The organism is Bradyrhizobium sp. 2S1 (genome assembly GCF_011516625.5).
Classification (GTDB): domain Bacteria; phylum Pseudomonadota; class Alphaproteobacteria; order Rhizobiales; family Xanthobacteraceae; genus Bradyrhizobium; species Bradyrhizobium septentrionale.
This window is the reverse complement of sequence record NZ_CP147717.1, coordinates 7,100,287-7,121,395: the sequence shown is the minus strand read 5'-3', so window position 1 is coordinate 7,121,395 and position 21,109 is coordinate 7,100,287. Positions and strand designations below refer to the sequence as shown.

Genomic DNA, 21,109 nt, shown 5'->3' with positions numbered 1-21,109 from the left:
TGCCAATGCGTATCGCGAGCCGATCGCGGCCTGCTGCACGACCGCTCCTTGAGGAGACGCTGCGATGACTCCCGACACAAGCGCGGTCCATGCGTCGATTGCGTCCCGATCGGCAAAACGGCCGCGATGATCGATCACGATTTCGGTCTCGAGACCGCCGACCGCAATCACGGCCACCGAATTTCCGTTTCCATCGCCGATGCCGGGCAGGCCGAAAACCACCGCGCCTTGCTCGACCCGAAACAGATGATGCCGCCGGCTCGGCTCGCCGCTGGCGCTCTCCCTGACGGCAAACAGGTCGACATAGCCGCGAACGACGTGCAGAACGAGATCGAGGTCATTGATCGGCAGCGGTCGGTGGCTCTCGAGCCCGACTGGGCGAGACGCCGCGCCTTCGCGCCAGAGCGGAGTTTCGAGGGCGGGAGGCTGGTAGACGCGGTTCATTCGCTCGACACCAGCTGGACATATTCGCCGCCCTCGGCGAGCAGCTCCTGATGCGTTCCCCGCTGCACGACCCGCCCGTTGCTCATCACAAGAATCTCGTCACAGTCGCGGATCGTGCTGAGCCGGTGCGCGACGATGATGCAGGTGCATCCCCTGCGCCGGAGATTGTCGTCGATCGCCTTCTCGACGATCGGATCCAGGGCGGAAGTGGCCTCGTCGAGGACGACCACGGAAGGATTGCCTGCCAGCGCCCGTGCGATCTCGAGCCGTTGCCGCTGGCCGCCGCTGAAATTCCTGCCGTCCTCGGCCACGTGGCAATCGTAGTTGCCGGCCCGGACGACAACCTCCTCGTGGATCAGTGCATCCTTGAGCGCCCGGGACACGCTGGCTTCAGCCACGGTATGGTCCCAGAGCGTGAGGTTGTCGCGGGCCGTCCCTTCGAACAGGAGGATTTCCTGATCAACATAGGCAACCGAGTTGGTGAATATCGCCTGGGGAATCTCGGCCATCGACCAGCCGTCAATGCGGATGTCGCCGGACCACGGCCGGTAGAGTCCGCTGACCAGCCGTCCAACGGTGGATTTGCCGCTGCCCGACGCGCCGACCAGCGCGACGCGGCGACCGGGCTCGACGACCAGCGAAAAATCCTCGATCAGCGGCGGCTCGAGCGTCGAATAGCCGAACGAGATGTCCTTCAACTCGACCCGGCCCGACAGTTTTGCGGGCATCGTTGCGGGCGCGCGCTCGATCGGCACCAGGGGACGGGCGGGATAGTTGAAGACGTCCTCGATCCGGAACAGGTTGCCCTTGATGGCGAGGAAGACAGCGGCCTGCTGCACAAGTGCGTTGACCGGCTCGACCAGGCTGGTGAGCAGCGCCTGCAGGGCGACGAGGCCACCGATGGTCAATGCGCCGTCGACGATCCGAAGGCCCCCCACCCCCAGCACGATCGCGGTGGTCAATCCGGTCAGGAAGATCGGACAGGTGTCGAGGAAGGTGGAGTAGACGCCGAGATCACGCTCGGCGTTCAGGACCTTGGCCTGAAACCCCGCCCAACGCGCGAAGGCGTCATCTTCCAGGCCGCCGGCCTTGATCGTTTCGATCGTGCGGATGATTTCGATGGTGCTTCCATTCAGCTTGGCACGTTCGATCGACAGCTTGCGGTTGAGGTCCTCGCGCTGGCGCGCGACCAGCCTGAGGACGAGGACATTGAGGAGAGCCATGGCGATGCTGATCGTGGCCAGCAAACCGTCGTAGAACGCCATCGTCACAGCGACGAAGACGACCGCGATCAGTTCAGCGCATTGGCAGCCACCCCGTTCGAAAGCAGCTGGGCGATTTGTTCGCTGGCGGCTATGCGGTTGGCGAGGTCGCCGGAGTGCCGCTGGGTGAAGAATTCCATCGGAAGGGTCAGGACGTGCCAGAGCAACTGGCTGACCATCGTCACCGTGAGCTTGGTCTGGATGCGCAGGAGCAGCGACTGTTGAAATGCCGTCATCAGCGCCCGCGCCACGGCTGTCATCGCCATGCCGATCAGCAAAGGTGTGAACCAGCCCTCGACATGCTTGATCAGGACGTCATCGACAAAGATTTTCGCGAATGCCGGAACCAGGATGGTGGGCACCACCAGCGCCATGCTGAGTGCAACCAGCAGCAGCACCGCCCCCAACGAATTCGACAGTCGCCGCAGCAGCACCGGAACAAGGTCGGGCTCGCGACCACCCGGCTTGAAGTCGGGGCCCGGCTCCATCGCCAGCACAACGCCCGTGAAGGCCGCGTCAAATTCATCGTGACCGACCTTGCGGCGTCCGGTCGAGGGATCGTTGAGATAGGCGAAATCCGAATCCAGCCTTTCGAGCACCACGAAATGGTTGAAGTTCCAGTGGATGATCGATGGCATCGGCAGCTCATGCAGCGTTGCCGGCTCCTTCCTGAACCCCTTTGCCGTCAGTCCGAATTGCCGCGCGGCCTTCAGCACGTTGCTGGCCTTGCTGCCGTCCCGGGACACGCCGCAGGCTTCGCGCAGCTTTTCCAGCGGCACCCAGAGACCGTGATACGCCAGGATCATCGCGAGCGAGGCCGCGCCGCATTCCAGCGCTTCCATCTGGAATACCGTGGGAGTCACCCAACGCCGTCGCACCGGCAGCGGGATGCGCCTGATCCAGTTGCCGAGGCGATCGAGGAGCGCCGGCCGGGCATCGGTTTGGCGCGATGACGCGGTCATGCACTGCCGATCCTAACCGCCAATGCCGCTGAGCCGCTTCATCAGCGGAATCACCAGATCGATCGGCTGCTGCTCGCGCGTCGTAACTTCGGCCCGGGTCAGCGTACCGGTCGAGAGCTGGATCGGCGGCCCCTTGCCGGAGGTCCAGCGATACCCGCTGACGGTGGAGGGATCGCGCTCCAGGGTCACCTTGGCCGTATAGGGCGCGCCGTCCTGCGAAAAGCGCTTGACCAATGCATCGTTGTGCAGGTCCGCCAGCATGCCCTGGGGCGTCACAGGGAATTCCGAGACCGCCACCACATTGCCGACAATCGCGCCGTATTCTTCCCGTTTGATGGTGCTCGGCTCGACACGAACCTCCATGCCGGGCCTGATGTTCTTGCCACGGTCCGGCGGCATGTAGACCGTCGCTTCGAGGACCTGTCCCGCGGTCTCGATTTCGATAACCGGCGTACCCAGGGCAAGCACGGCTCCGCTGGACACTTTGAGTTCGACGACACGCCCGTCGGCGGGACTGAGGATCCGTGATCCTCGCTCCAGCTCGGCCGCAAGCTGCTCAACCGTCCGCTTCGCATCATTGACCTTGAATTCCGAAAGCAGCCGATCGCGCTCACGCTGGCTCTGCAGATCCAGCTGCTGGGCATTGAGCTTGAGAATGTCGTTCCTTGCGTCGGTGATGCGTTCCCGCGCATTGTTGAGTTCGACGCGGCGGTCCTCGAGATACCTGCGCGTGACAGTTCCGTTCGCTGCCGCCGGCTCGAGCTTGGCCACCTCGTCCGTGAGATAGGCGGTGCGCTTCTCGGCAGCCGCGATCACGTTGCCCAGACCTGCCTCCTGCGCCGCATAATTGGCAAGCTTGGCATCGATCTCCCGCGAGATCGCCCCGGCGAGCTCGGCATGTTCGCGTTCGCGCTCGCGCAGGACATCCCTCGCCTGCTGAAGCCGCTGCTCGGTCTCGGTCTGGACGATCCGGGCGATCACCTGATCGCGGCGGACGACATCGCCGATGCCGACCTCGAGCGAGGCCAGCTTGCCGCTGACCGCGGACACGGCGTCGACCAGACGACCGCCGCTGCTCAACAAAATGCCATCACCGGATACACGGGTTGGAATGCGGCCGAGCACGCTCCAGGCAACCAGCACGGCAAGACCAAGTGCCAGCGCCGCGGCAGCCATCCAGTCGAACGGGCGCGTGACGCCGACAACATGGTCGAGCTGTTCGGGATTCGAAAGCCGCTCGATGGCCGCTGCCCGAAAGATTCGCTCCGTTTCCCTTTTCACGCAGCCCCCGCAAACACCGGCGAACAGCTTCCGACATCGTCCGCTCGCCGCGTCATGCGAAGCGCAATGCCTGATTGGCGGGCATCGTTATCTCGCGGCGGTCAAATGCCGCCGAGAGAAGAGAGCGACGCTCACCGCGCGCGACCATCGGTCATCCCAAATGCCCGGTCATATCCAGACCGATCCCGCCCTCACCCCGAGATCAGATGGTTGGAGAGACCTGAGCGGAGTGCAAGGTTGCGTACGGCCAACCGCCGCCTGACACTTTGTCCAGGGAGCTGTCGCTGAGCGCATCGGACGTCGCCGAGATCTGGGAGGCTTTGCTCTGAGCGTCGTCCTTGAGGCTCACGCCAGCATCGGCTTGCGCTTTCGAATTGGTGTCCTGCTCATTGGTCATATTCAATCTCCATCCTTGATCAATACTGATCGGGGCTAGCCCGACGTTGCAACCCTGCGCTCAACTCATGTCCGCTCCTCCAGGAAGGAGCAAAGCGGACATGCCGATATCAACGAGATCGACCATTTCCGGTCCGATGCGCGGCGGCGGTGACCTCTTCGAGCCGTCGTCGGCTCAGGTGCCTTCTTGGTCAACCTCCCCCGCCTGTGCTGGCGTAGCTGGCAGCCGCCAGATTATTGAACGGCCAAACGCCGCCCGACACATCGTCCAAGGAGCTATCGCCGAGCGCATCCTTTTCAGACGTCAACGAGATTTCGGAAGCTTTGTCCTGAGCGGCGCCCTCGAGGCCCTCAGCTTCCCCTTGCTTATTCGCATCTTGCGCAATGGTCATATTCCATCTCCCGTTTCATCAATGCCAGGCGTCTCACGCGAATGCTCGAGACGAACTTCGTCCCCATGACCGGGCTTCATATCTTTATCCCGGTCGCTGGGCGATACGGCAGATGTCGTATTTCGTCGTCGATCAGGAGGTTAATGTCGAAAGGCCCTGCGCCGCCGCAGGTGGCGACTCGGTGTGAGATGTTCAGCTTAAAACCACCCGCATCTTTCCACCGAGACCCCCTCTAAATCACGAGGCAAAGTCCCGAAAACAGCAACAGACCCAGGATGATCCGTTTGAAGGCCGCTTCGTTGACGCGTCCGAACAAGACGATACCCACGGCCGTCCCAGCGGCCAAGGCGGGCAGCGAAATGCCAAAGTCGATCAAGACCTTGAGCGAGAGGCTATGGTGCGAAAACATGAGCGCGAGGGCGAAAAGCTGCATCACCCCGATGTAGGGTTGGACCAGGCCACGCTGCTGAGTTTTCGGGAGACCATGGATGTCGCACCAGATCGCCGGAAGTGCGCCGGGCATCGCAGTCAGCCCCCCGACCAGCCCGCCACCAACCCCCACCAGCGCGTTCCTGCTCCGGCTGTCCATCTGACGCAAATAGACAGCCGTTGGCCGCAACAAGGCATATGCCGCATAAAGCGATACGAGAGCTCCAAAGCCCAGTCTGAACATCCCGGTATCCACATTCTGCAGAAGATAGATCGCGATCGGAATGCCCAATAGTCCACCAGCGATGAAAACGAGGCTGGTTTTCCATTGCATGCTCTTGCGGAGCGCAAACAGATTGGCGGCTTGCACGGTGATGCTGCACGCCATCATCAAAGGCACGGCTTCGATAGGCGGAAAAACGTGGAGCAGGATCGCGCCGGCGACCGCCGAGAACGCAAATCCGGAAAGGCCGGAAACGAACGCGCCCGCAAAAACCGCCCCACTCAGCACCAAATAAACCGCTACGTCTGACATGGTATCGCTTCCTGGAGAACGGTGATTGCCGGCGATGGCCGGACGGCGTGGGGGGCGTCCGAACTCACGCGCGTGGCGTCAGCCAATCCATTTAGTCGCCTTGGACCGCCGTTGTTGCCGTATCGATGGGTCGGAACCTCGGCGCGTGATGCAGCATGTATCCTCCGACCACGTGAAAAATGCCGAAGCCGGCCAGGACGGCGATTGTCCACGCCTTGAGAGCTGGCGATGGCCGCCGGGCGTGGGAGCTATCGGTCGTTGCCATATCCAACTTGCCTTCCCGTACGCGCTCGGAGCGAAGCTGCCCGTCTTGACAGCCCTCGTTGATGGCACACTCCTGCTCCCAACAGCCGGGTTCGAGATCGGCGGCCGTTCAAGCGCGTCCAGTTGGGGTGAAGGATATCGTTGGGTTGATTCGCGAGCGATACGGCAGATGTCGTATTTCGTCGTCTAATGTTTCAGCAATCACTCATGATTGCTTCCTGGCCATCGACGCAGGCTGTGACGATCGCATCGTGCAATTCCTCGCCGCTGATCGGCTTGTGCAGAACACGATAACCGCTGGCGGTCGCTTCCTTGATGCGCGACGGCGAGGTATCGCCGGTTACGATAAAGGCAGGGACCGAGCGGCCGATATGGGCGCAAAGAGCCTCGATTGCCTCCAGGCCTGTAGCACCATCTCCGAGGCGGTAGTCGGCGATGATCAGATCGACCGGTGCATCGCCTGTTATCATCGCCTCTGCATGAATCTGTTGCACCTCAGCGGCAGATCGGCCGGCATAGACCCGATGTCCCTGCAGCGTGAGTAACTGCACCATGACATCGAGAACATCCTCCTCGTCTTCCACGACCATGATGTTGACGGCGATGGCTGCGGGTGGTGCCGCGCTATCCGGCAAGGGAGCCGCCACCGCACTGGCTTGCGGAACCGTAACGGAAAACATCGAGCCGCGCCCGGTGACGGAGACCAGTTTCACCGGATGTTGCAGCAGCGCGGCGGTGCGGCGAACGATGGCGAGGCCGAGGCCAAGCCCTTGCGTGCGATCCCTCGCCGGGTTCTGCAATTGCACGAACTCCTCGAAGACCATTGCTTGCTGATCTGCGGGGATGCCGGGGCCGGTATCCCATATCTGGATTTCCACCGACGCGCCGCGCCTGCGGCAGCCGAGCAGAACGCCGCCGGATCCCGTGTAGCGAAAGGCGTTCGACAGCAGATTGCCCAACACCCGTTTCAGCATCATGGGATCGCTGTCCACCTGGAGACGGCTTTCAACGACACGCCAATCAAGGCCGCGATCCTTCGCAACGGAAGCGAACTCGTTGTTGAGCTGGTAGAACAGCTGGGAGAGATTCACCGTCTCCTTCGCAACAGTGACGACGCCGGCATCGAGCCGGGAGATGTCGAGCAGTCCGTTCAGGAGGGCGCTGAGGTTGCCGACAATGGATTTTGCCTTGCCAGCCAGATCGCGTGCATCGCCGGATTGGACAGCGCCGCGGTGACCCAGCGCCGCGAGCGTGGCGATCAGCAGACTCAAGGCATGGATCGGCTGGCGCAGGTCATGACTTGCCGCCGCAAGGAAACGCGTTTTCGCACGATCGGCCGCCTGCGCGCGGTCGCGTTCTTCCTGCAAGTTGCTGACGAGCTCGACATTTTCCAGACGCAACCTGATGGTCTCACGCAGCATGCGGTGCGTCGTGCGGCAGTAGTAGAAATTGATGGCCACAAGCCCCGTAAGCAGGGCGAGATATGCGCCGGAGGCATCACCTCCATTGATAAAGGAGCGCGCCATGACCGGCAGCACCGTTGCAATGATCGAGCCGATCAGAGCCGGCGGAAAGGCCGAGAGCGACGGAACCGTGCCGCAGACCAGACCGGTCAAGGCAACAGCGGTGAATAAAAAAGGAACGGGCTGTTCAGGAACGAACCCGACCCAGCCGAGCATTCCCCACAGCAGGCCCGACACGCAGGAAAAAGAAGCCGCGAGCCACGCCCATCGCAACACAGACGCTGGTTCTCGATTCCGGCTGAAGAACCGGCGCGCCGCCAGGACGCGTATGGCGGTGAGCAGATACAGCGCACCGAGCCATCCGACCAACCAGCTCGCCGGTACGGTGTTCCTCAGGACGTACGCCGCCGCCAGGGAGATCAGGACGTTGGAGGCCACCACGCCATAGGAATTACGATACAAGAGCTCGACGAGCGCCTCGCGTATCTTGTCTTCTTGCATCGAAACCTCTCCACGCGCCGACAGGTGCGGCGGCTTCGTTCGCCAGTTGCAGCTGCGCTAGCTAGCCCGCTGGAAGGCCGAGACGGATCGCGTAGGCTGTCAATTCGGCACCACTATGCAGATCGAGCTTCCGCATCAGGTTTTCGCGATGCTTCCGGGCGGTCAGCAGGCTGATGCCGAGACGGTTGGCGATGTCGCGGCTGGTGGCGCCGTGAGGGATCATCCCCAGGATTTGCCGCTCACGCCTTGTCAGCGTGACCGGAGATATGATCGCAGCCGTGGGCTCCGGGGTTTCATTCAGGCCGTCATGCTGGTCCACCGCAAAGCGAACATCCTCCGCCACATAGGCGTTGCCTTTCCTGATGGCATCGATTGCAGCGATGAGCTCCGACGGATCGCCGCTCTTGGTCAAATAGCCGCTCGCGCCCGCGGAAAAGGCTGCCCGAACGGAACGTGGCTCAACATTGGCGGTGAGGACAAGAACGCGCAGCTCAGGCCATTCGGCTTTCAGCTTCGCTATGAACTGAAACCCGCCCACACCCGGCATGCCGAGATCGAGTATCAGAAGGTCGGCGGAGCTCTCGTTCAGCAGCCGGTGAACGGCTTCGCCGTCGGCGGCTTCTCCGCCGATTGTAAGCTGGTCCACGGTCGACAGAAGCTGTTTCAGCCCTTCCCGAACCACGGCGTGATCGTCAGCAATGATCGCTTTAACCAGCCCGCACATGCATCACCCCTGCCGATGACGGTATTAGGGTATCAACCAACTCCAATCAAGGATTTCGATTCACAAATCCATTTGCCAGTTTGGTCAGCTTGGTCATTTTGCAGTGATCGTCTGAATGCCCATTGCCGTGCTGCGCGGCTGGCGCCGGGCGGACGCGGACCCTGGTCGATCCACCGGGAGATTTGATTCCTTATGGTGGCCGCCGCCCGCGTCCTGATCTTCCATCAACGGGCTCGTCATCACCTCGACATCTGTTATCCGTGCCGTGCGAGGCGCGGTTGCCAGATTACGCGACCAAGGGACGGAGTCGCATTTTGCATCACCGGTGCCCGATAACGCGCCACGACGGCAATGGCTGTGATGCCGGCAGCTGCGATGCGTCAGAAGCAAGCGTCGACGCAACGGCGTGGGGAAACAGCGCTGTCCGCGACGATCGATTTTGTGTAATCTCTCGCTGCACTCGATCTCTTTGGGAGGATAGCTATGAGAGCCTTCCTGCTCGCCTGCGCGGCCGCCGTCGTTGTGGCGGGAGTCAGCGCCGCGGTCCTTGACCGCGTGCAAGAGCCGGTCGCAGAGGCCTTTGCAACGACGGCCGTGCGGCTTTAGCGATCTCGCCCCCGGGGCGGCGTTGCTCCTACTCCGCCGCCGTGGCGGCCGGCTTCGAGCGCGCATCATTGGCCGCGGCGCGCGTCTCCTCCTCCAGCCACAGGCTGTGGTGCTCCTTCGCCCAATTGACGTCCACGACGCCACGGCCCATCGCCTCGAAGGCGCCCTGCATACCGATGGTGCCGATGTAGATGTGGGCCAGCATCACCGCGACGAACAGGACCGAGACAATCGCGTGGATCACCGCGGCCATTTGCATTCCTTCGATGCCGGACAGGTAGAACGGGAACATCAGCTCATATCCGGTGATCGCAACGGCAGCGCCGCCCACCACGACGATCCAGTAGACCGCCTTCTGTCCGGCGTTAAAACGATAGGCCGGCGGATGATCGTGCCCCACGATACCGCCGCCGCGCTTGATCCACTCGACATCGACCTTGTTCGGGATATTGCCGCCGAGCCACATCAGGAAGATCAGCACCACTCCGATGGTGAACGGGAAGCTCAAATAGTTATGCGCGTATTTCGCCCATTGCGACCATTCGGAGAATGCTTCGTGGCCGATCAGCGGCAACAGCAGCGGACGGCCGAAGGTGATGTTCAGTCCGGAGATTGCCAGAATGATGAAGCAGGTCGCCGTCATCCAGTGCACGAAGCGCTCAAAGGCGCCGAAGCGCACGATCGTGCGCCCCGACCTCCCGCTCTGGAGGCGGACCATGCCGCGGATGAGATAGAACGCGACGAGCGCCACCAGCATGCCGAGGATGGCAACTCCGCCGACCCAGCGCAGGGTGACGTTGCGGAATTCGCGCCACTCGCGTCCCGCCGGCTGCTCCAGCACGCCTGACCGCTGATCGGGAATGCTGACGCGTCCCTGGATCCGGTTGAGTTCCTGCAGAAGCTGTTGCTCCTTCACCGCGCTTGCGGTCGGATTGACCTGCTGGGCGACGGACGGCACCGACGCCGTGATGATCAACGCAAGCGCCCATGCGCCCAGGGCGAGATGCATGTATTTTGCCAGAGACGCCATGAGCTCCTCCCGGTATTTGCGCGAACCCGCCCTCAGGATTCGATCGTCTCGCGATAGGCGGTTTTCCAGCCCCAGGCGCCTGAGCCGTAGCCGCGCTTCATCACACGTTCCTTGTAGATCTGGGCGATGATCTCGCCATCGCCGGCGAGCAATGATTTTGTGGAGCACATCTCGGCGCAGAGCGGCAGTTTCCCCTCGGCGAGGCGATTGGCCCCATACTTCTCGTACTCCTCCTTGCTGCCGTCGGCCTCGGGGCCGCCGGCGCAGAACGTGCACTTGTCCATCTTGCCGCGGGAGCCGAAATTGCCGATCTTCGGGTATTGTGGTGCGCCGAACGGACACGCGTAGAAGCAATATCCGCAGCCGATGCACAGATCCTTGGAATGAAGTACGACGCCATCGGCGGTGGTGTAGAAGCAGTTCACCGGGCAGACCGCCGCGCAGGGCGCATCGGTGCAGTGCATGCAAGCCATGGAGATCGATCGCTCTCCGGGCTTGCCGTCGTTGATCGTGACGACGCGGCGCCGGTTGATGCCCCAGGGCACCTCATGCTCATTCTTGCAGGCGGTGACGCAGGCATTGCACTCGATACAGCGGTCGGCGTCGCAGAGGAATTTCATTCGAGCCATGTGCGTTGCTCCTCTAGGCTGCGACGATCTGGCAGAGAGTGACCTTGGTCTCCTGCATATTGGTTGCAGGATCATAGCCATAGGTCGTGATCGTATTGGCGCTTTCGCCAAGCACGATCGGATCGGTCCCCTTCGGGTAATTGCCGCGAAGGTCCTTGCCCGCGAGCCAACCACCGAAGTGGAAGGGCATCCACGCAACGCCCCTCCCGACCCGTTCGGTCACCAGCGCCTTCATTCTGGCACGCGCGTTGTTTTCAGCGCCGCTCACCCAGACCCAGCCGCCATCCTTGATGCCGCGATCGGCGGCATCAACGGGACTGATCTCGATGAACATGTCCTGCTGCAGTTCGGCGAGCCACGGATTGGTGCGCGTCTCTTCGCCACCGCCCTCGTATTCGACCAGGCGGCCCGAGGAGAGGATGAGCGGGAATTGCTTGGCGATCCCCTTCTCCACCGCGGCCTTCTGCACGGAGAACCCGATGTTGGGCATGCGGAACTGCTTGGCGTCTGGTAGCGTCGGATATTTGGCGACCAGATCGACGCGCGGCGTGTAGATCGGCTCGCGGTGAACCGGAATGGGATCCGGTAGCCCGAACGCATTCATGCGCGCCTTGCCGTTGCCGTAAGGTACGCAGCCATGCATCAGCGCGACGCGCTGAATGCCGCCCGAAAGGTCGAGCGACCACGACACCGCGTCGGGAGTGGCCGGATTGATCCTGTTGATCGTGGCCATCTCCGCTTCCGTCAGATCCTTGTCCCAGCCGAGCTTCTTCAGGCTCGCCAGCGTGAATTCCGGATAGCCGTCCTTGATTTCCGAATCCTTCGAATAGGACCCGTCGGCGAGCAGGCTGACCTTCCGCGTCGAGCCGTCGGCCAGCTTCTCCTCACGTTCGATGCCGAAGCGCGGCCGGAACGTACCGCCGCCGTCCATCACGCCGAGGTTCGTATTGTAGAGCAGCGGCGTGCCCGGATGCCTGACCTCCGGCGAGCCCCAGCACGGCCAGGGCAGGCCGTAATAGTCGCCGCCGACTTCCGGATCGTCCTTCGGAGCCCGCATCGTCAGCATGTCGAACTTCGCCTGGTTCTTCATATGGGCCTTGAGACGCTCGGGCGATTGCCCGCAATAGCCGGTCGACCAGCTGCCGCGATTCATTTCGCGCAGGATGTCCTCGGCCTCGGGCAGATCGTTCTCGACCTTGATGTTCTTGAACATCCTGTCGGCGAAGCCGAACTTCTTTGCCAGCAGATAGGTGATCTCGAGGTCGTCCTTGGATTCGAAGATCGGCTTCACGATCTGCTCGCCCCATTGCAGCGAGCGGTTCGAGGCGACCCGGGACCCCTTGCACTCGAATTGGGTGGCGACCGGGAGAATGTAGAGACCGTCCTTGCGCCCGGCCTCCACGGCGAGCGAGGTCCAGGTGGTCGGATGCGGATCGGCGACGACAAGCAGGTCGAGCGCCTTCAGACCATTCAGGGATTCCGGAATGCGGGTGATGCTGTTGGAGGCGTGTCCCTGCACGAAGACCGCCCGCACATTGTCTTTCTGAGCGACCTGGTCTTTCGGCAACGTCACCGCTTCGAACCAGCGCGTGAGCGGGATGCCGGGCGCTTCCATGATCTGCTTGGAGTCGAAGCGCGACTTCAGGAAGTCATAGTCGACCTCCCAAACCCGCGACCAGTGCTTCCACGCGCCCTCGGCGAGCCCGTAGTAGAACGGCAGCGTGACGATATCGAGCCCGACATCGGTCGCGCCCTGCACGTTGTCATGGCCGCGGAAGATGTTGGCGCCCATGCCCGGTCCGCCGACATTTCCAGTCATCAGGAGCAGGATGCAACTCGCCCGCACATTGGCGGTGCCGACCGTCTTCTGAGTCTGACCCATGGCCCAGATCAGCGTCGACGGCTTTTCCGTTGCGAACATCTTCGCGACACGCTTGAGCTGTTCACCGGGAATGCCGGCAACGCGCTCGACCTCCTCAGGATTCCATTTTTCGACCTCCTTGCGAAGATCGTCGAAACCGTAGACGCGCTGCCGGATGAATTCCTTGTCCTCCCAGCCGTTCTGCAGGATGTGCCACATCATGCCGTAGAGCACCGGAATGTCGGTGCCTGGCCGCATGCGGACATACTCGGTCGCGTGCGCCGCGGTTCGCGTCAGGCGCGGGTCGATGACGATAAAGTTGGCCTTTTGCAGCTCCTTGCCCTCGAGCAGATGCTGCAGCGACACCGGATGCGCCTCGGCCGGATTGCCGCCCATGATCATCTGGGTCTTGGCGTTGCGGATGTCGTTGAAGCTGTTGGTCATCGCGCCGTAACCCCAGGTGTTGGCCACGCCGGTGACGGTCGTCGAATGGCAGATACGCGCCTGATGGTCGGTGTTGTTGGTGCCCCAGAACGCGCCGAGCTTGCGGAACAGATAGGATCCCTCGTTGGTCATCTTGGCCGATCCGAGCCAATAGACGGAATCGGGTCCCGACTTCTCGCGGACCTCCAGCAGCTTGTCGCCGATCTCGTTGATCGCGGCCTCCCAGGAGACCCTGGTCCACTGCCCGCCCACCAGCTTCATCGGATAGCGCAGCCGGCGCTCGCTGTGCACGAGCTCGCGCACCGAGGCGCCCTTGGCACAATGCGATCCGCGATTGATCGGGGAATCCCAGGTCGGCTCCTGGCCGATCCATACGCCGTTCAGCACTTCCGCAGTCACGGTGCATCCAACCGAGCAATGCGTGCAGATGCTCTTGCGCGCCGTCGCTCCCGCGGTCAGCGGCCCGGCGGCGGCAGCCTCCGCCTCGCGAACGCCACCGAGGGGCAGCGTGCTGAGCGCAGCGAGCGCCCCGCCGGCAAGACCGGACCGACGCAGGAATGTGCGGCGGTCGAGGCCGCCAGTCTGCCCGGACAGGAGGGCCGCGACGGATCCACGTCGGTCGGAATCGGAACGCTGTGTTCTCCTGATCAGCATGGCCGCCTCCCTCACCGTGGATAGCGATTGACGCGATAATACGCTTTCACGTCTTCGGTTTCCCTGTAGCGCGCCTTGCGCTTCTCAGCTTCGGTCTCGCTGTCGGCCTTCGCCGGCGCGATCAAGGGGGTTGCCAGCGCGGCGCCTGCACCAACCGTGCCGATTCCGACCTTGCGAAGGAAGTCGCGGCGGCCTGCCGTCATTTTCTTCTCATCGCTCATTGCACCTCTCCTTGGACCGGGGCAGCCGATCAATTGGCAAACTTGAAGGCCTCTGTTTCAATCTCAAAAAACACGCATCCCAGCGCTCCGACCGCTCGATAGAACCTGGCGCATTCGGCCCTCGCCATGTCGGCGAACAGACGTCCGATCCAGCGGGACACATGCTTCTCGAAGAAGACGCGCTGTGCTGCGAGCGACGCCGGGAAACGACCAGCTACAAGGCCCGCCATGATCTCGCATAGCGTCGCCGCATGGTCCTCGGGTTCTGGATTGCTCTCCACCCGCTCGATGCCAAGCGCGGCCAGATCGTCACGAAGTCGCGACAGCGGGCGCTCGTTGAGGAAGCCGGTCAGATAGTAGGACGCGTAGGGCAGCAGCTCGCCGCGCCCAACGCCGACGAACAGGTCAAAATATTCGCGCTCGACCTCGGTTGCGACCGCGATCGAAGCGGCCTCCGCTAGAGCGGAGTGGGCACGCCCAAGCGGCGTCACATCGCCGTTCAGTTGCGCGATCTTTTCGAGGAGGTCTCGCGACGGCGCCGACGAGAGCAGGGTCGCAAGCAGTGCGTATTCCTGCGCGCGTCCGGCTTCGATCGGATCAAGCATGTCCGATATCGCAAGCTCGCTATAGAGATCGGGACGAAGAATTTTTCGCGAGACGCCCGTCGCGACTTCGACTGCAATCACGCGTTGCGCCGGCACCCGGTTCCAGTTCGACACCGAGGGCTGGGCAATACCGATTTTCCGGGCTAGCTGGGCTACGCCGCCCGCGGCATCGATGGCACGTTCAAGGCCCGCATCGCGCACGCCGCCCTCCCATCCTAGGGGCCAAGCGCTTGATTGCGTTTGCTTAACAAAGACTATTCGGGTGCCGGAGGGCGGTCAATCGATGGACATAGCCTGCGGCTATAGCATTTGGTCGCACCCTATCGAGGCAGCGCGCCACCATGTGTGCGGCGCCGAACGGCGGTCTCTTCGCTCGCGCCTTGCAGTTGCGGTGCAGCAGAGTTTGGGGGCAATTCCGCGGTTGCGGACTCATCGGACAGTGAGAGATCCGGGCGCGCCTTCACCGGATTTGATGCTTGCGCCAAATCGTCGACCGCAGCAACGGTCGGTCGCATGGCGTCTTCGACAGTCCCTTCGATCGCGTCAGTCGCATTCTCGGCGGCCTGCACGAGGTCCCCGACAACGCGGCGGACGAGTGCGTCAACCTGCTCGGCCGAATAGTCCAGCGGACCGAAGCCAGGCATGGCGGTCGGATCGTTGAAGTCCCAGGCATTTTCCGCGAGCCCAATGAAGTCGCGAATGGCAGGATCGGCGCTCCAGGCCCGGCGAAGCGCAGCACGGCTCAATTCCTGAGGAATGCCCTTGCGAAGGAAGGCCGAGACGTCGGTCGCGGCATCAATCGATTCGATGGGCGGCAGGCTCGACAAGTCCAACTCGGCGGGACAGGGCTCCGCCACGTCAGGGCCGGCCACCGCCGGCGCATTCGCTTCGGCGGGTGGTTCAGGTCTCGGTTCAGCGTGACCGTCCCTCGCCGCCTGCTTGCGTCGCGACCAGCGCGCCAGAAAGTCGTCTTCGCTCATTCGTGTCCACCGTCACGGCGCCGCTGCGCCAGCGCCTCCGGATCGGCGCGGCTCCGCTCGCGCTTGAAGAACTCCTTCTCGACGTGGTGCTCGGCGATGAAATCTTCAATCGCCTGGCGCAGCACCTCGGGCATCGGCACCGCTTCGACGAGATTGGCACCGGCCCCCGTGAACGCCTCCCCTTCAGCGGGATCGGCCGTGACCGCGGAAAGGAGGTAGGGCGGGGCTCCCTCGGCAGGGCTCAACACAATCCAGATGCTGGGCGCACCGGAGGTGAGATTGTCGCGGTAGCGATCGGTTTCCGAGCGGTAGAGATCGACTGTCGCACTGCCGGCGTAGAACAGCGTCACTCCATCCTGCTCGCGGATCACCGTCCACGGCGTCATCTCCGGGTCGTCCGGCAGCACCCCGACGCTGCGCCAGACGACGTCGATCCACGGAGAATCCGCTCTGCGGCGTTCGACCACGACGCCGACGGGGATACGGACCAGCGGCTCGGCGACGGGGCTCATGTCACGGCCTCCAGATGCTTGACTGGCAGTCCCGTCAGCAAGTTCTGGGGTTTCATCCGGACGACCTGATCGGACGTCATCGCAAGGATCAGATAGGCTGGCGTGCGCCCGGCGGTGTCGACGACCAGGCCGGGATCCGCAAAGCTCAGCCGAAACAACGCCAGCACGCGCCCCGCGGTGCGATCGTCGAGGGATTCGCCCTGCCAAAGCCGGTCGCCGATGCGGGTCGCCTCGGAATCCAGGCCCACATACCAGGTGAGTTCTGCGTTGCGCAGTTCGGTCAGCGGCTCGATCGTCACATCGATCCCGAGCAGATGCGAGATCCAGCGCCGCATCGCGTCGGCCAGCGCGGCCTGCCCCCGCCCTCCGCCGGTCAGATCAAGCGCCATATCGAACTGGTCACTGCGTTGCCAATAGCCGTCGGCGTCCTCCTCGCTGAGAACGTCGAGTTGGGTATCGCTCGTCGCGCCCAGCATCGACATCAGCGACAGTACCGGCGTCGGGCTACGCCCGCCAAGGATTTCATCGTCGCCCAGGAGCAGCAAATGCTCGTGCGGCAGGATCCGTTGCGGCCGAAAGAACAACTCGGCTGCACGCAGCTGAAACGGATCCTCGCAGCGATCGAGTACATTGCGCAGGATCACATGCACCAGCTGGTTCATGAACAGCGGTGGAAGATTGACCGAACCTGAACGAACCGTCGCGAGATAGGCCGCCTCCAGCGTCGGATGGCGCAGCAGGAGGTCACGAAATGCCAGCACGAATTGCCAATTTTCCCGCGCGTCGGCATCGCCGATCGCGGCCACCTCCGTGTCTCCGACCGGGAGGCGCGGATCGGCCAGCAATTGCCGGTGCAGGCGACGCTCGACTGCGCACGCATCATCCGGCAGCATCAGCTCGGGGCGCGCGAAATAGGCCTTCAGGTATTCATCCGTGACAACGAGCCCGCCGCTCGCATTGCGATCGAGCAGATGGTGGCCGCAGGCGATCCAGAAATCCTTCATCGCCAAATCTTTCATCGCCCCGGCTCCTTGCTCATGTCGGCAAGATCGAGATCGCCGCCGGGTTCTGCATCATCCTCCACCTCCATGAACGAGAACGCCTTGCCGTGCCCTTGCCCCTCGCGCAGCCGCAAGCTCCGGAAGGACTCGCGGACCTCGCCATCCCGCACCGAGCGATGGACGGCAATCAGCGTGCTGATCGGATGGGCACAGAGCGATTGCGCAAAGGCAACCTCCTCCTCCGCCGCCACGCGCGCGGTTGCAAGATCCGGCGCACCGAACCGTTCGACGAGCCGCTTCGCCAGCAGCTCCACCAGCGCGCGGCGATCGTCCGCGGTCGCGGGAACGATCTGCGCCAGCGTCGACCAACCCCAGGATTGCACTCCGAGAAAGCCGCCGCGGAACGCGGACCGGTCCTTACCGTCCAGTTGCGCCAAATCCCGATCAAGGAAGCGGAACGCGCCCGGCACCACCCATTCGCCGGGCTCCGCGGGCACGTCGAATACGAACGTGTCGGACGGATCGAGCGCAATGGTGCGCAAGAGCTTCACAGGCGCAGCCCTCCGAGCTTCGGATCGAGCCACGAGGACGATAGCAGGTGTTTCCTCAAATCGCGCCGCTCGGTCCCATCTGCTCCAACCCGGCGCACCAGAAGATCGCCGTTGTCAGCGATCGTGCGCGAGGTCTGCCGTTCGTCCGTCAGCCGGCTCAGGAATTCGCGCGCGAGGGCGTCAAAACCGTCGACTTGCCAGGTTTCGGTCGCGAGCATCAGGTGCCGCGCAAAGCTTTCCGTGATTTGAACCGCGCCGGCTTCGCCAAAGCCCTCCTGATCGAGCGCCGAAACGAGTGGATGCACGCCCGCTTCCGCCTCGGTCATCGCAACCGTCCGGATCATGGCACCGAACACCAACCAGCGCGGCGGCTCATCCTCTTTCGCAGACGATGGCCAGCCAAGCCGGCCGCCACCGACGAGCCCGCCGTCGACACGGACCGCATCCGGCCAATCGATGGCGACCTCCTTGTTCGGGGGTGCATAGGCGCGCAAGGCGTCGGTCAATGCCACCATGGCGGCATAGAAGGCGCGGCGCGCGGTGCACAAGGGCTCGGCGGGTTCGAGCACGACGGCGAACTCAGCAAGATCGAAGCGCCCCACATAGGTCAGCGTACCTGCCCCGCTTTCCTCCGCGATATCGATGGCATGGGCGAAGGCATCGCGCGTCTCGCGCAGCCTCACCAGTGTGAACGGCGGAGGCAGGTCAACGGGCTCCAGGATCGATGAGCGCGTGCGGACGGTCGGCGACAGACGGACCTCCAGCTTCCATTTCTTCCCATGTGATAATAGCTTATCCGAGCAACGGGGACGGCGCGAGTCCGCCCCTCGTTCCCGACCGCTTTGGGAGGTGAATAGCCGCGTATGCCGGATTCGCCGAAGACGATCCTGATCTGCTCGTGCGAAGACACGATGCGTCTCGACACTGCTGCGATCAAGCGGGGATGTCGCAACAGCGAGATCGCCGAATTCCGACACCTGTGCCGAGCCGAGCTGGATCGGTTTCGCGATGCAGCGAAGGTCGCGGGCCCGATGATCGTCGGCTGCACCCAGGAGGCGCCGCTGTTCGCCGATGCGATGGAAGGCCGCTCGGAAAGAACAGAGTTCGTCAACATCCGGGAGACCGCAGGGTGGTCCCTGGAAGGGCGACAGGCGGGGCCGAAAATGGCGGGGCTGCTCGCTGCAGCATCCGAGCCCGTACCAGCCTACCCGTTTGTCACCTTGTCGAGCGAGGGCGTGATCCTGATCTACGGCCGCGATGACGTCGCGGTTGAAGCGGGCCAACTGCTGGCAGATCACCTCGACGTGACGGTCATGATCACGCGGCCAGCGCAGATTGCACCACCGGCGACGACATCGTTCCCGATCGTCAAGGGAACGATTCGCAACGCCAAGGGACATCTGGGCGCCTTCGAGCTTGTGATCGACGACTATGCCGCGGCTCGCCCCTCCTCGCGCGAGGCGCTGCTGTTCGAGGCTCCGCGCAACGGCCTGACGTCGCGCTGCGACCTCATCCTGGATCTTTCCGGCGGGATGCCGCTTTTTCCCGCGCATGATTTGCGCGAAGGTTATCTCCGCGTCGACCCCGCAGACCCGCCCGCAATGCTGCGCGCGGTCCTCAAGGCGCGCGATCTCGTCGGCAGTTTCGACAAGCCGAAATACGTCAACTTCACCCCAGAGCTCTGCGTGCATTCGCGGTCGAAGCTAACGGGGTGCCATCGCTGCCTCGATCTCTGCCCGACCGGGGCGATCACACCGGATGGCGATCACGTCAAAATCAATGCGGAGGTCTGCGCCGGATGCGGCCAATGCGCCGCGGCCTGTCCGACCGGCGCGGCAACCTATGCCCTGCCGCCAGCCGACGCGCTGTTGCACAAATTGCGCGCGATGCTTTTGTCCTATCACGCAGCCGGCGGCACCAATGCCGTCGTCCTGTTCCACGATAGCCAGCACGGCACTGCGCTGATCGATGCGCTCGCCCGCCATGGCGACGGGCTGCCGGCCAGCGTGCTGCCGCTCGCGGTGAACGAGGTGACGCAGGTTGGGCTCGAGGCCGTCGTCGCTTCCTTCGCCTATGGTGCCGCGGGGATACGCTTTCTCCTTCGCGCAAAGCCGCGGCATGACGTCGCTGGCCTCTTCAAGACGATCGCGATGGCCGATGCGATTATCTCCGGACTTGGGTTTGCAGGACTTGGGTTTGCAGGACTTGGGTTGAAAGGACTTGGGTTGAAAGGACTTGGGTTGAAAGGACTTGGGTTCGCAGGACGCAGGGTCGAAGCAATCGAAACCGACGATCCCGACGCACTCGGCAAGACGCTCTGGTCGATCGAGCCAGCGCCGACCGTCGAGCATCCCGCGACCTTCCGGTCCGTCGGCAAACGGCGCGAACTGCTTCGCCTCGCGCTCCACGAGTTGCACCGCCTGGCGCCGTCGCCTGTCGACGTCATCGCGCTGCCTGAAGGCGCACCACTTGGCGCGATCAGCGTCAATGTGGAGGGATGCACCCTATGTCTGTCATGCGTGTCGGCCTGCCCGACCGGTGCGCTGCGCGACGATCCCGAGCGTCCTGTGCTCAAATTCGTCGAAGATGCCTGCGTGCAGTGCGGTCTGTGCCAGAGCACGTGCCCGGAAAAGGTGATCACGCTCAAGCCGCAGATCGACTTCCGTGCCGCCAGGGCCCCGGCGACGATCATCAAGGAGGAAGAGCCGGCGCTTTGCATCCGCTGCAACAAGCCGTTTGGCGTGAAGAGCACGATTGAGAAGATCGCGGCGAAGCTCGAGGGCCGGCACTGGATGTATCCCGCCGGAGACAAGCGGCTCGATACGGTCAGAATGTGCGCGGATTGCCGCGTGATCACCATGAGCGAGCAACAGTTCGACCCGTTTGCCGGCGTACCACAACGCGCGGCGCCTCGAACGACCGACGATTATCTGCGCGAACGGGAAACCAAGAATTAGGACCAATTCAACTGTGGGAAGCGGCACACTTAGGAGGGGCACCATGTCTCATCTCACCAAAGCTCATTTTGCATTCGTTGCCGTCGTAGTTGCCCTTGGCGCAGGGATGATGCCGGCGCCCGTCGAAGCCGCGCGCCTGTCGAAAGCCGACAAGATCGCCCTGAAACAGGCGATCGTTGCCTGCAAGGCGGAGGCGAAGGGCAGGAAGGTCAAGTGGCTCGCGCGCCGGAAATACGTGAACAATTGCGTCTCCGAGGCCCTGAAGGAACATCCAAACGTCGACGTCATTAGATTGATCAAGGAGTATCCGAACATAACGAGCCTCCCGGTAGAGAAATGGCCCGGCTTCTAGAGCTTCGGTTCTGATTGAATCAGAACCGAAGCTCTAGATTCTTGTTTTGACGC

The 21,109-nt window shown here is 63.0% G+C and carries 21 protein-coding genes; 3 read left to right on the top strand and 18 right to left on the bottom strand.

What is annotated here, in order from left to right; translation table 11 throughout:
- The first annotated feature begins 126 nt into the window (after positions 1–126).
- Positions 127–495, top strand: coding sequence for a hypothetical protein (locus HAP54_RS33480; RefSeq protein ID WP_166294585.1), 369 nt, complete (start codon positions 127–129; stop codon positions 493–495).
- Here HAP54_RS33480 and HAP54_RS33475 read toward each other — a convergent pair.
- From HAP54_RS33475 to HAP54_RS33390, 18 genes are all read right to left on the bottom strand, one after another.
- A complete protein-coding gene (locus HAP54_RS33475; RefSeq protein WP_283843173.1) occupies positions 441–1,709 on the bottom strand; it encodes an ATP-binding cassette domain-containing protein in 1,269 nt (422 codons plus the stop codon). The two genes, HAP54_RS33480 and HAP54_RS33475, sit on opposite strands and share 55 nt — an antisense overlap.
- Before the next feature lie 26 nt (positions 1,710–1,735).
- Positions 1,736–2,668, bottom strand: coding sequence for a cysteine peptidase family C39 domain-containing protein (locus tag HAP54_RS33470; RefSeq protein WP_312022797.1), 933 nt, complete (start codon positions 2,666–2,668; stop codon positions 1,736–1,738).
- A gap of 12 nt (positions 2,669–2,680) precedes the next feature.
- Positions 2,681–3,949, bottom strand: coding sequence for an NHLP bacteriocin system secretion protein (locus tag HAP54_RS33465; protein ID WP_166294584.1), 1,269 nt, complete (start codon positions 3,947–3,949; stop codon positions 2,681–2,683).
- A gap of 202 nt (positions 3,950–4,151) precedes the next feature.
- Entirely contained in the window at positions 4,152–4,346 is a 195-nt protein-coding gene (locus tag HAP54_RS33460; RefSeq protein ID WP_224741664.1) for a hypothetical protein, read from the bottom strand.
- A 190-nt stretch (positions 4,347–4,536) separates the two neighbouring features.
- Positions 4,537–4,737 carry a hypothetical protein gene (locus tag HAP54_RS33455; protein WP_166294582.1) on the bottom strand — a complete coding sequence of 67 codons (201 nt, stop codon included), beginning with the start codon at positions 4,735–4,737 and terminating at the stop codon, positions 4,537–4,539.
- A 232-nt stretch (positions 4,738–4,969) separates the two neighbouring features.
- Positions 4,970–5,701 carry a sulfite exporter TauE/SafE family protein gene (locus HAP54_RS33450; RefSeq protein WP_166294581.1) on the bottom strand — a complete coding sequence of 244 codons (732 nt, stop codon included), beginning with the start codon at positions 5,699–5,701 and terminating at the stop codon, positions 4,970–4,972.
- Between the two features lie 458 nt (positions 5,702–6,159).
- Positions 6,160–7,929, bottom strand: a complete 1,770-nt coding sequence (locus tag HAP54_RS33445) for a hybrid sensor histidine kinase/response regulator (RefSeq protein ID WP_166294580.1) — start codon at positions 7,927–7,929, stop codon at positions 6,160–6,162.
- A 61-nt stretch (positions 7,930–7,990) separates the two neighbouring features.
- Positions 7,991–8,653: a response regulator gene (locus HAP54_RS33440; protein ID WP_166294579.1), complete on the bottom strand. Its 663-nt coding sequence runs from the start codon at positions 8,651–8,653 to the stop codon at positions 7,991–7,993.
- Between the two features lie 634 nt (positions 8,654–9,287).
- On the bottom strand, positions 9,288–10,289 hold the full coding sequence (locus HAP54_RS33435; protein WP_166294577.1) for a formate dehydrogenase subunit gamma: 1,002 nt from the start codon (positions 10,287–10,289) through the stop codon (positions 9,288–9,290).
- A gap of 32 nt (positions 10,290–10,321) precedes the next feature.
- Positions 10,322–10,918, bottom strand: coding sequence for a formate dehydrogenase FDH3 subunit beta (fdh3B, locus tag HAP54_RS33430; RefSeq protein ID WP_166204147.1), 597 nt, complete (start codon positions 10,916–10,918; stop codon positions 10,322–10,324).
- A 13-nt stretch (positions 10,919–10,931) separates the two neighbouring features.
- A complete protein-coding gene (locus tag HAP54_RS33425; protein ID WP_166294575.1) occupies positions 10,932–13,877 on the bottom strand; it encodes a formate dehydrogenase subunit alpha in 2,946 nt (981 codons plus the stop codon).
- Positions 13,878–13,888: 11 nt separating this feature from the next.
- Positions 13,889–14,098 (bottom strand): twin-arginine translocation signal domain-containing protein, encoded by a 210-nt coding sequence (locus HAP54_RS33420; protein ID WP_166294574.1) that lies wholly within the window; start codon positions 14,096–14,098, stop codon positions 13,889–13,891.
- Positions 14,099–14,127: 29 nt separating this feature from the next.
- Positions 14,128–14,904, bottom strand: coding sequence for a Cro/CI family transcriptional regulator (locus tag HAP54_RS33415; protein ID WP_166294572.1), 777 nt, complete (start codon positions 14,902–14,904; stop codon positions 14,128–14,130).
- A gap of 119 nt (positions 14,905–15,023) precedes the next feature.
- Positions 15,024–15,683: a DUF3306 domain-containing protein gene (locus tag HAP54_RS33410; RefSeq protein WP_166294570.1), complete on the bottom strand. Its 660-nt coding sequence runs from the start codon at positions 15,681–15,683 to the stop codon at positions 15,024–15,026.
- Positions 15,680–16,195 (bottom strand): DUF3305 domain-containing protein, encoded by a 516-nt coding sequence (locus HAP54_RS33405; protein WP_166294568.1) that lies wholly within the window; start codon positions 16,193–16,195, stop codon positions 15,680–15,682. The genes HAP54_RS33410 and HAP54_RS33405 overlap by 4 nt, the downstream gene beginning before the upstream one ends.
- On the bottom strand, positions 16,192–17,199 hold the full coding sequence (locus HAP54_RS33400; RefSeq protein ID WP_166306651.1) for a DUF6352 family protein: 1,008 nt from the start codon (positions 17,197–17,199) through the stop codon (positions 16,192–16,194). The genes HAP54_RS33405 and HAP54_RS33400 overlap by 4 nt, the downstream gene beginning before the upstream one ends.
- 11 nt (positions 17,200–17,210) lie before the next feature.
- A complete protein-coding gene (locus HAP54_RS33395) occupies positions 17,211–17,747 on the bottom strand; it encodes a DUF6505 family protein (RefSeq protein ID WP_166294566.1) in 537 nt (178 codons plus the stop codon).
- Positions 17,744–18,451 (bottom strand): biotin/lipoate--protein ligase family protein, encoded by a 708-nt coding sequence (locus HAP54_RS33390; RefSeq protein WP_166306648.1) that lies wholly within the window; start codon positions 18,449–18,451, stop codon positions 17,744–17,746. Before HAP54_RS33390 ends, HAP54_RS33395 begins: the two co-directional genes overlap by 4 nt.
- A 207-nt stretch (positions 18,452–18,658) precedes the next feature.
- Between HAP54_RS33390 and HAP54_RS33385 the strand changes: the two genes are divergently transcribed.
- Both HAP54_RS33385 and HAP54_RS33380 read left to right on the top strand, forming a co-directional pair.
- Entirely contained in the window at positions 18,659–20,704 is a 2,046-nt protein-coding gene (locus tag HAP54_RS33385; protein WP_166294564.1) for a 4Fe-4S binding protein, read from the top strand.
- 43 nt (positions 20,705–20,747) lie between these two features.
- Positions 20,748–21,056 carry a hypothetical protein gene (locus tag HAP54_RS33380; RefSeq protein ID WP_224741665.1) on the top strand — a complete coding sequence of 103 codons (309 nt, stop codon included), beginning with the start codon at positions 20,748–20,750 and terminating at the stop codon, positions 21,054–21,056.
- The last annotated feature ends 53 nt before the right edge of the window (positions 21,057–21,109 follow it).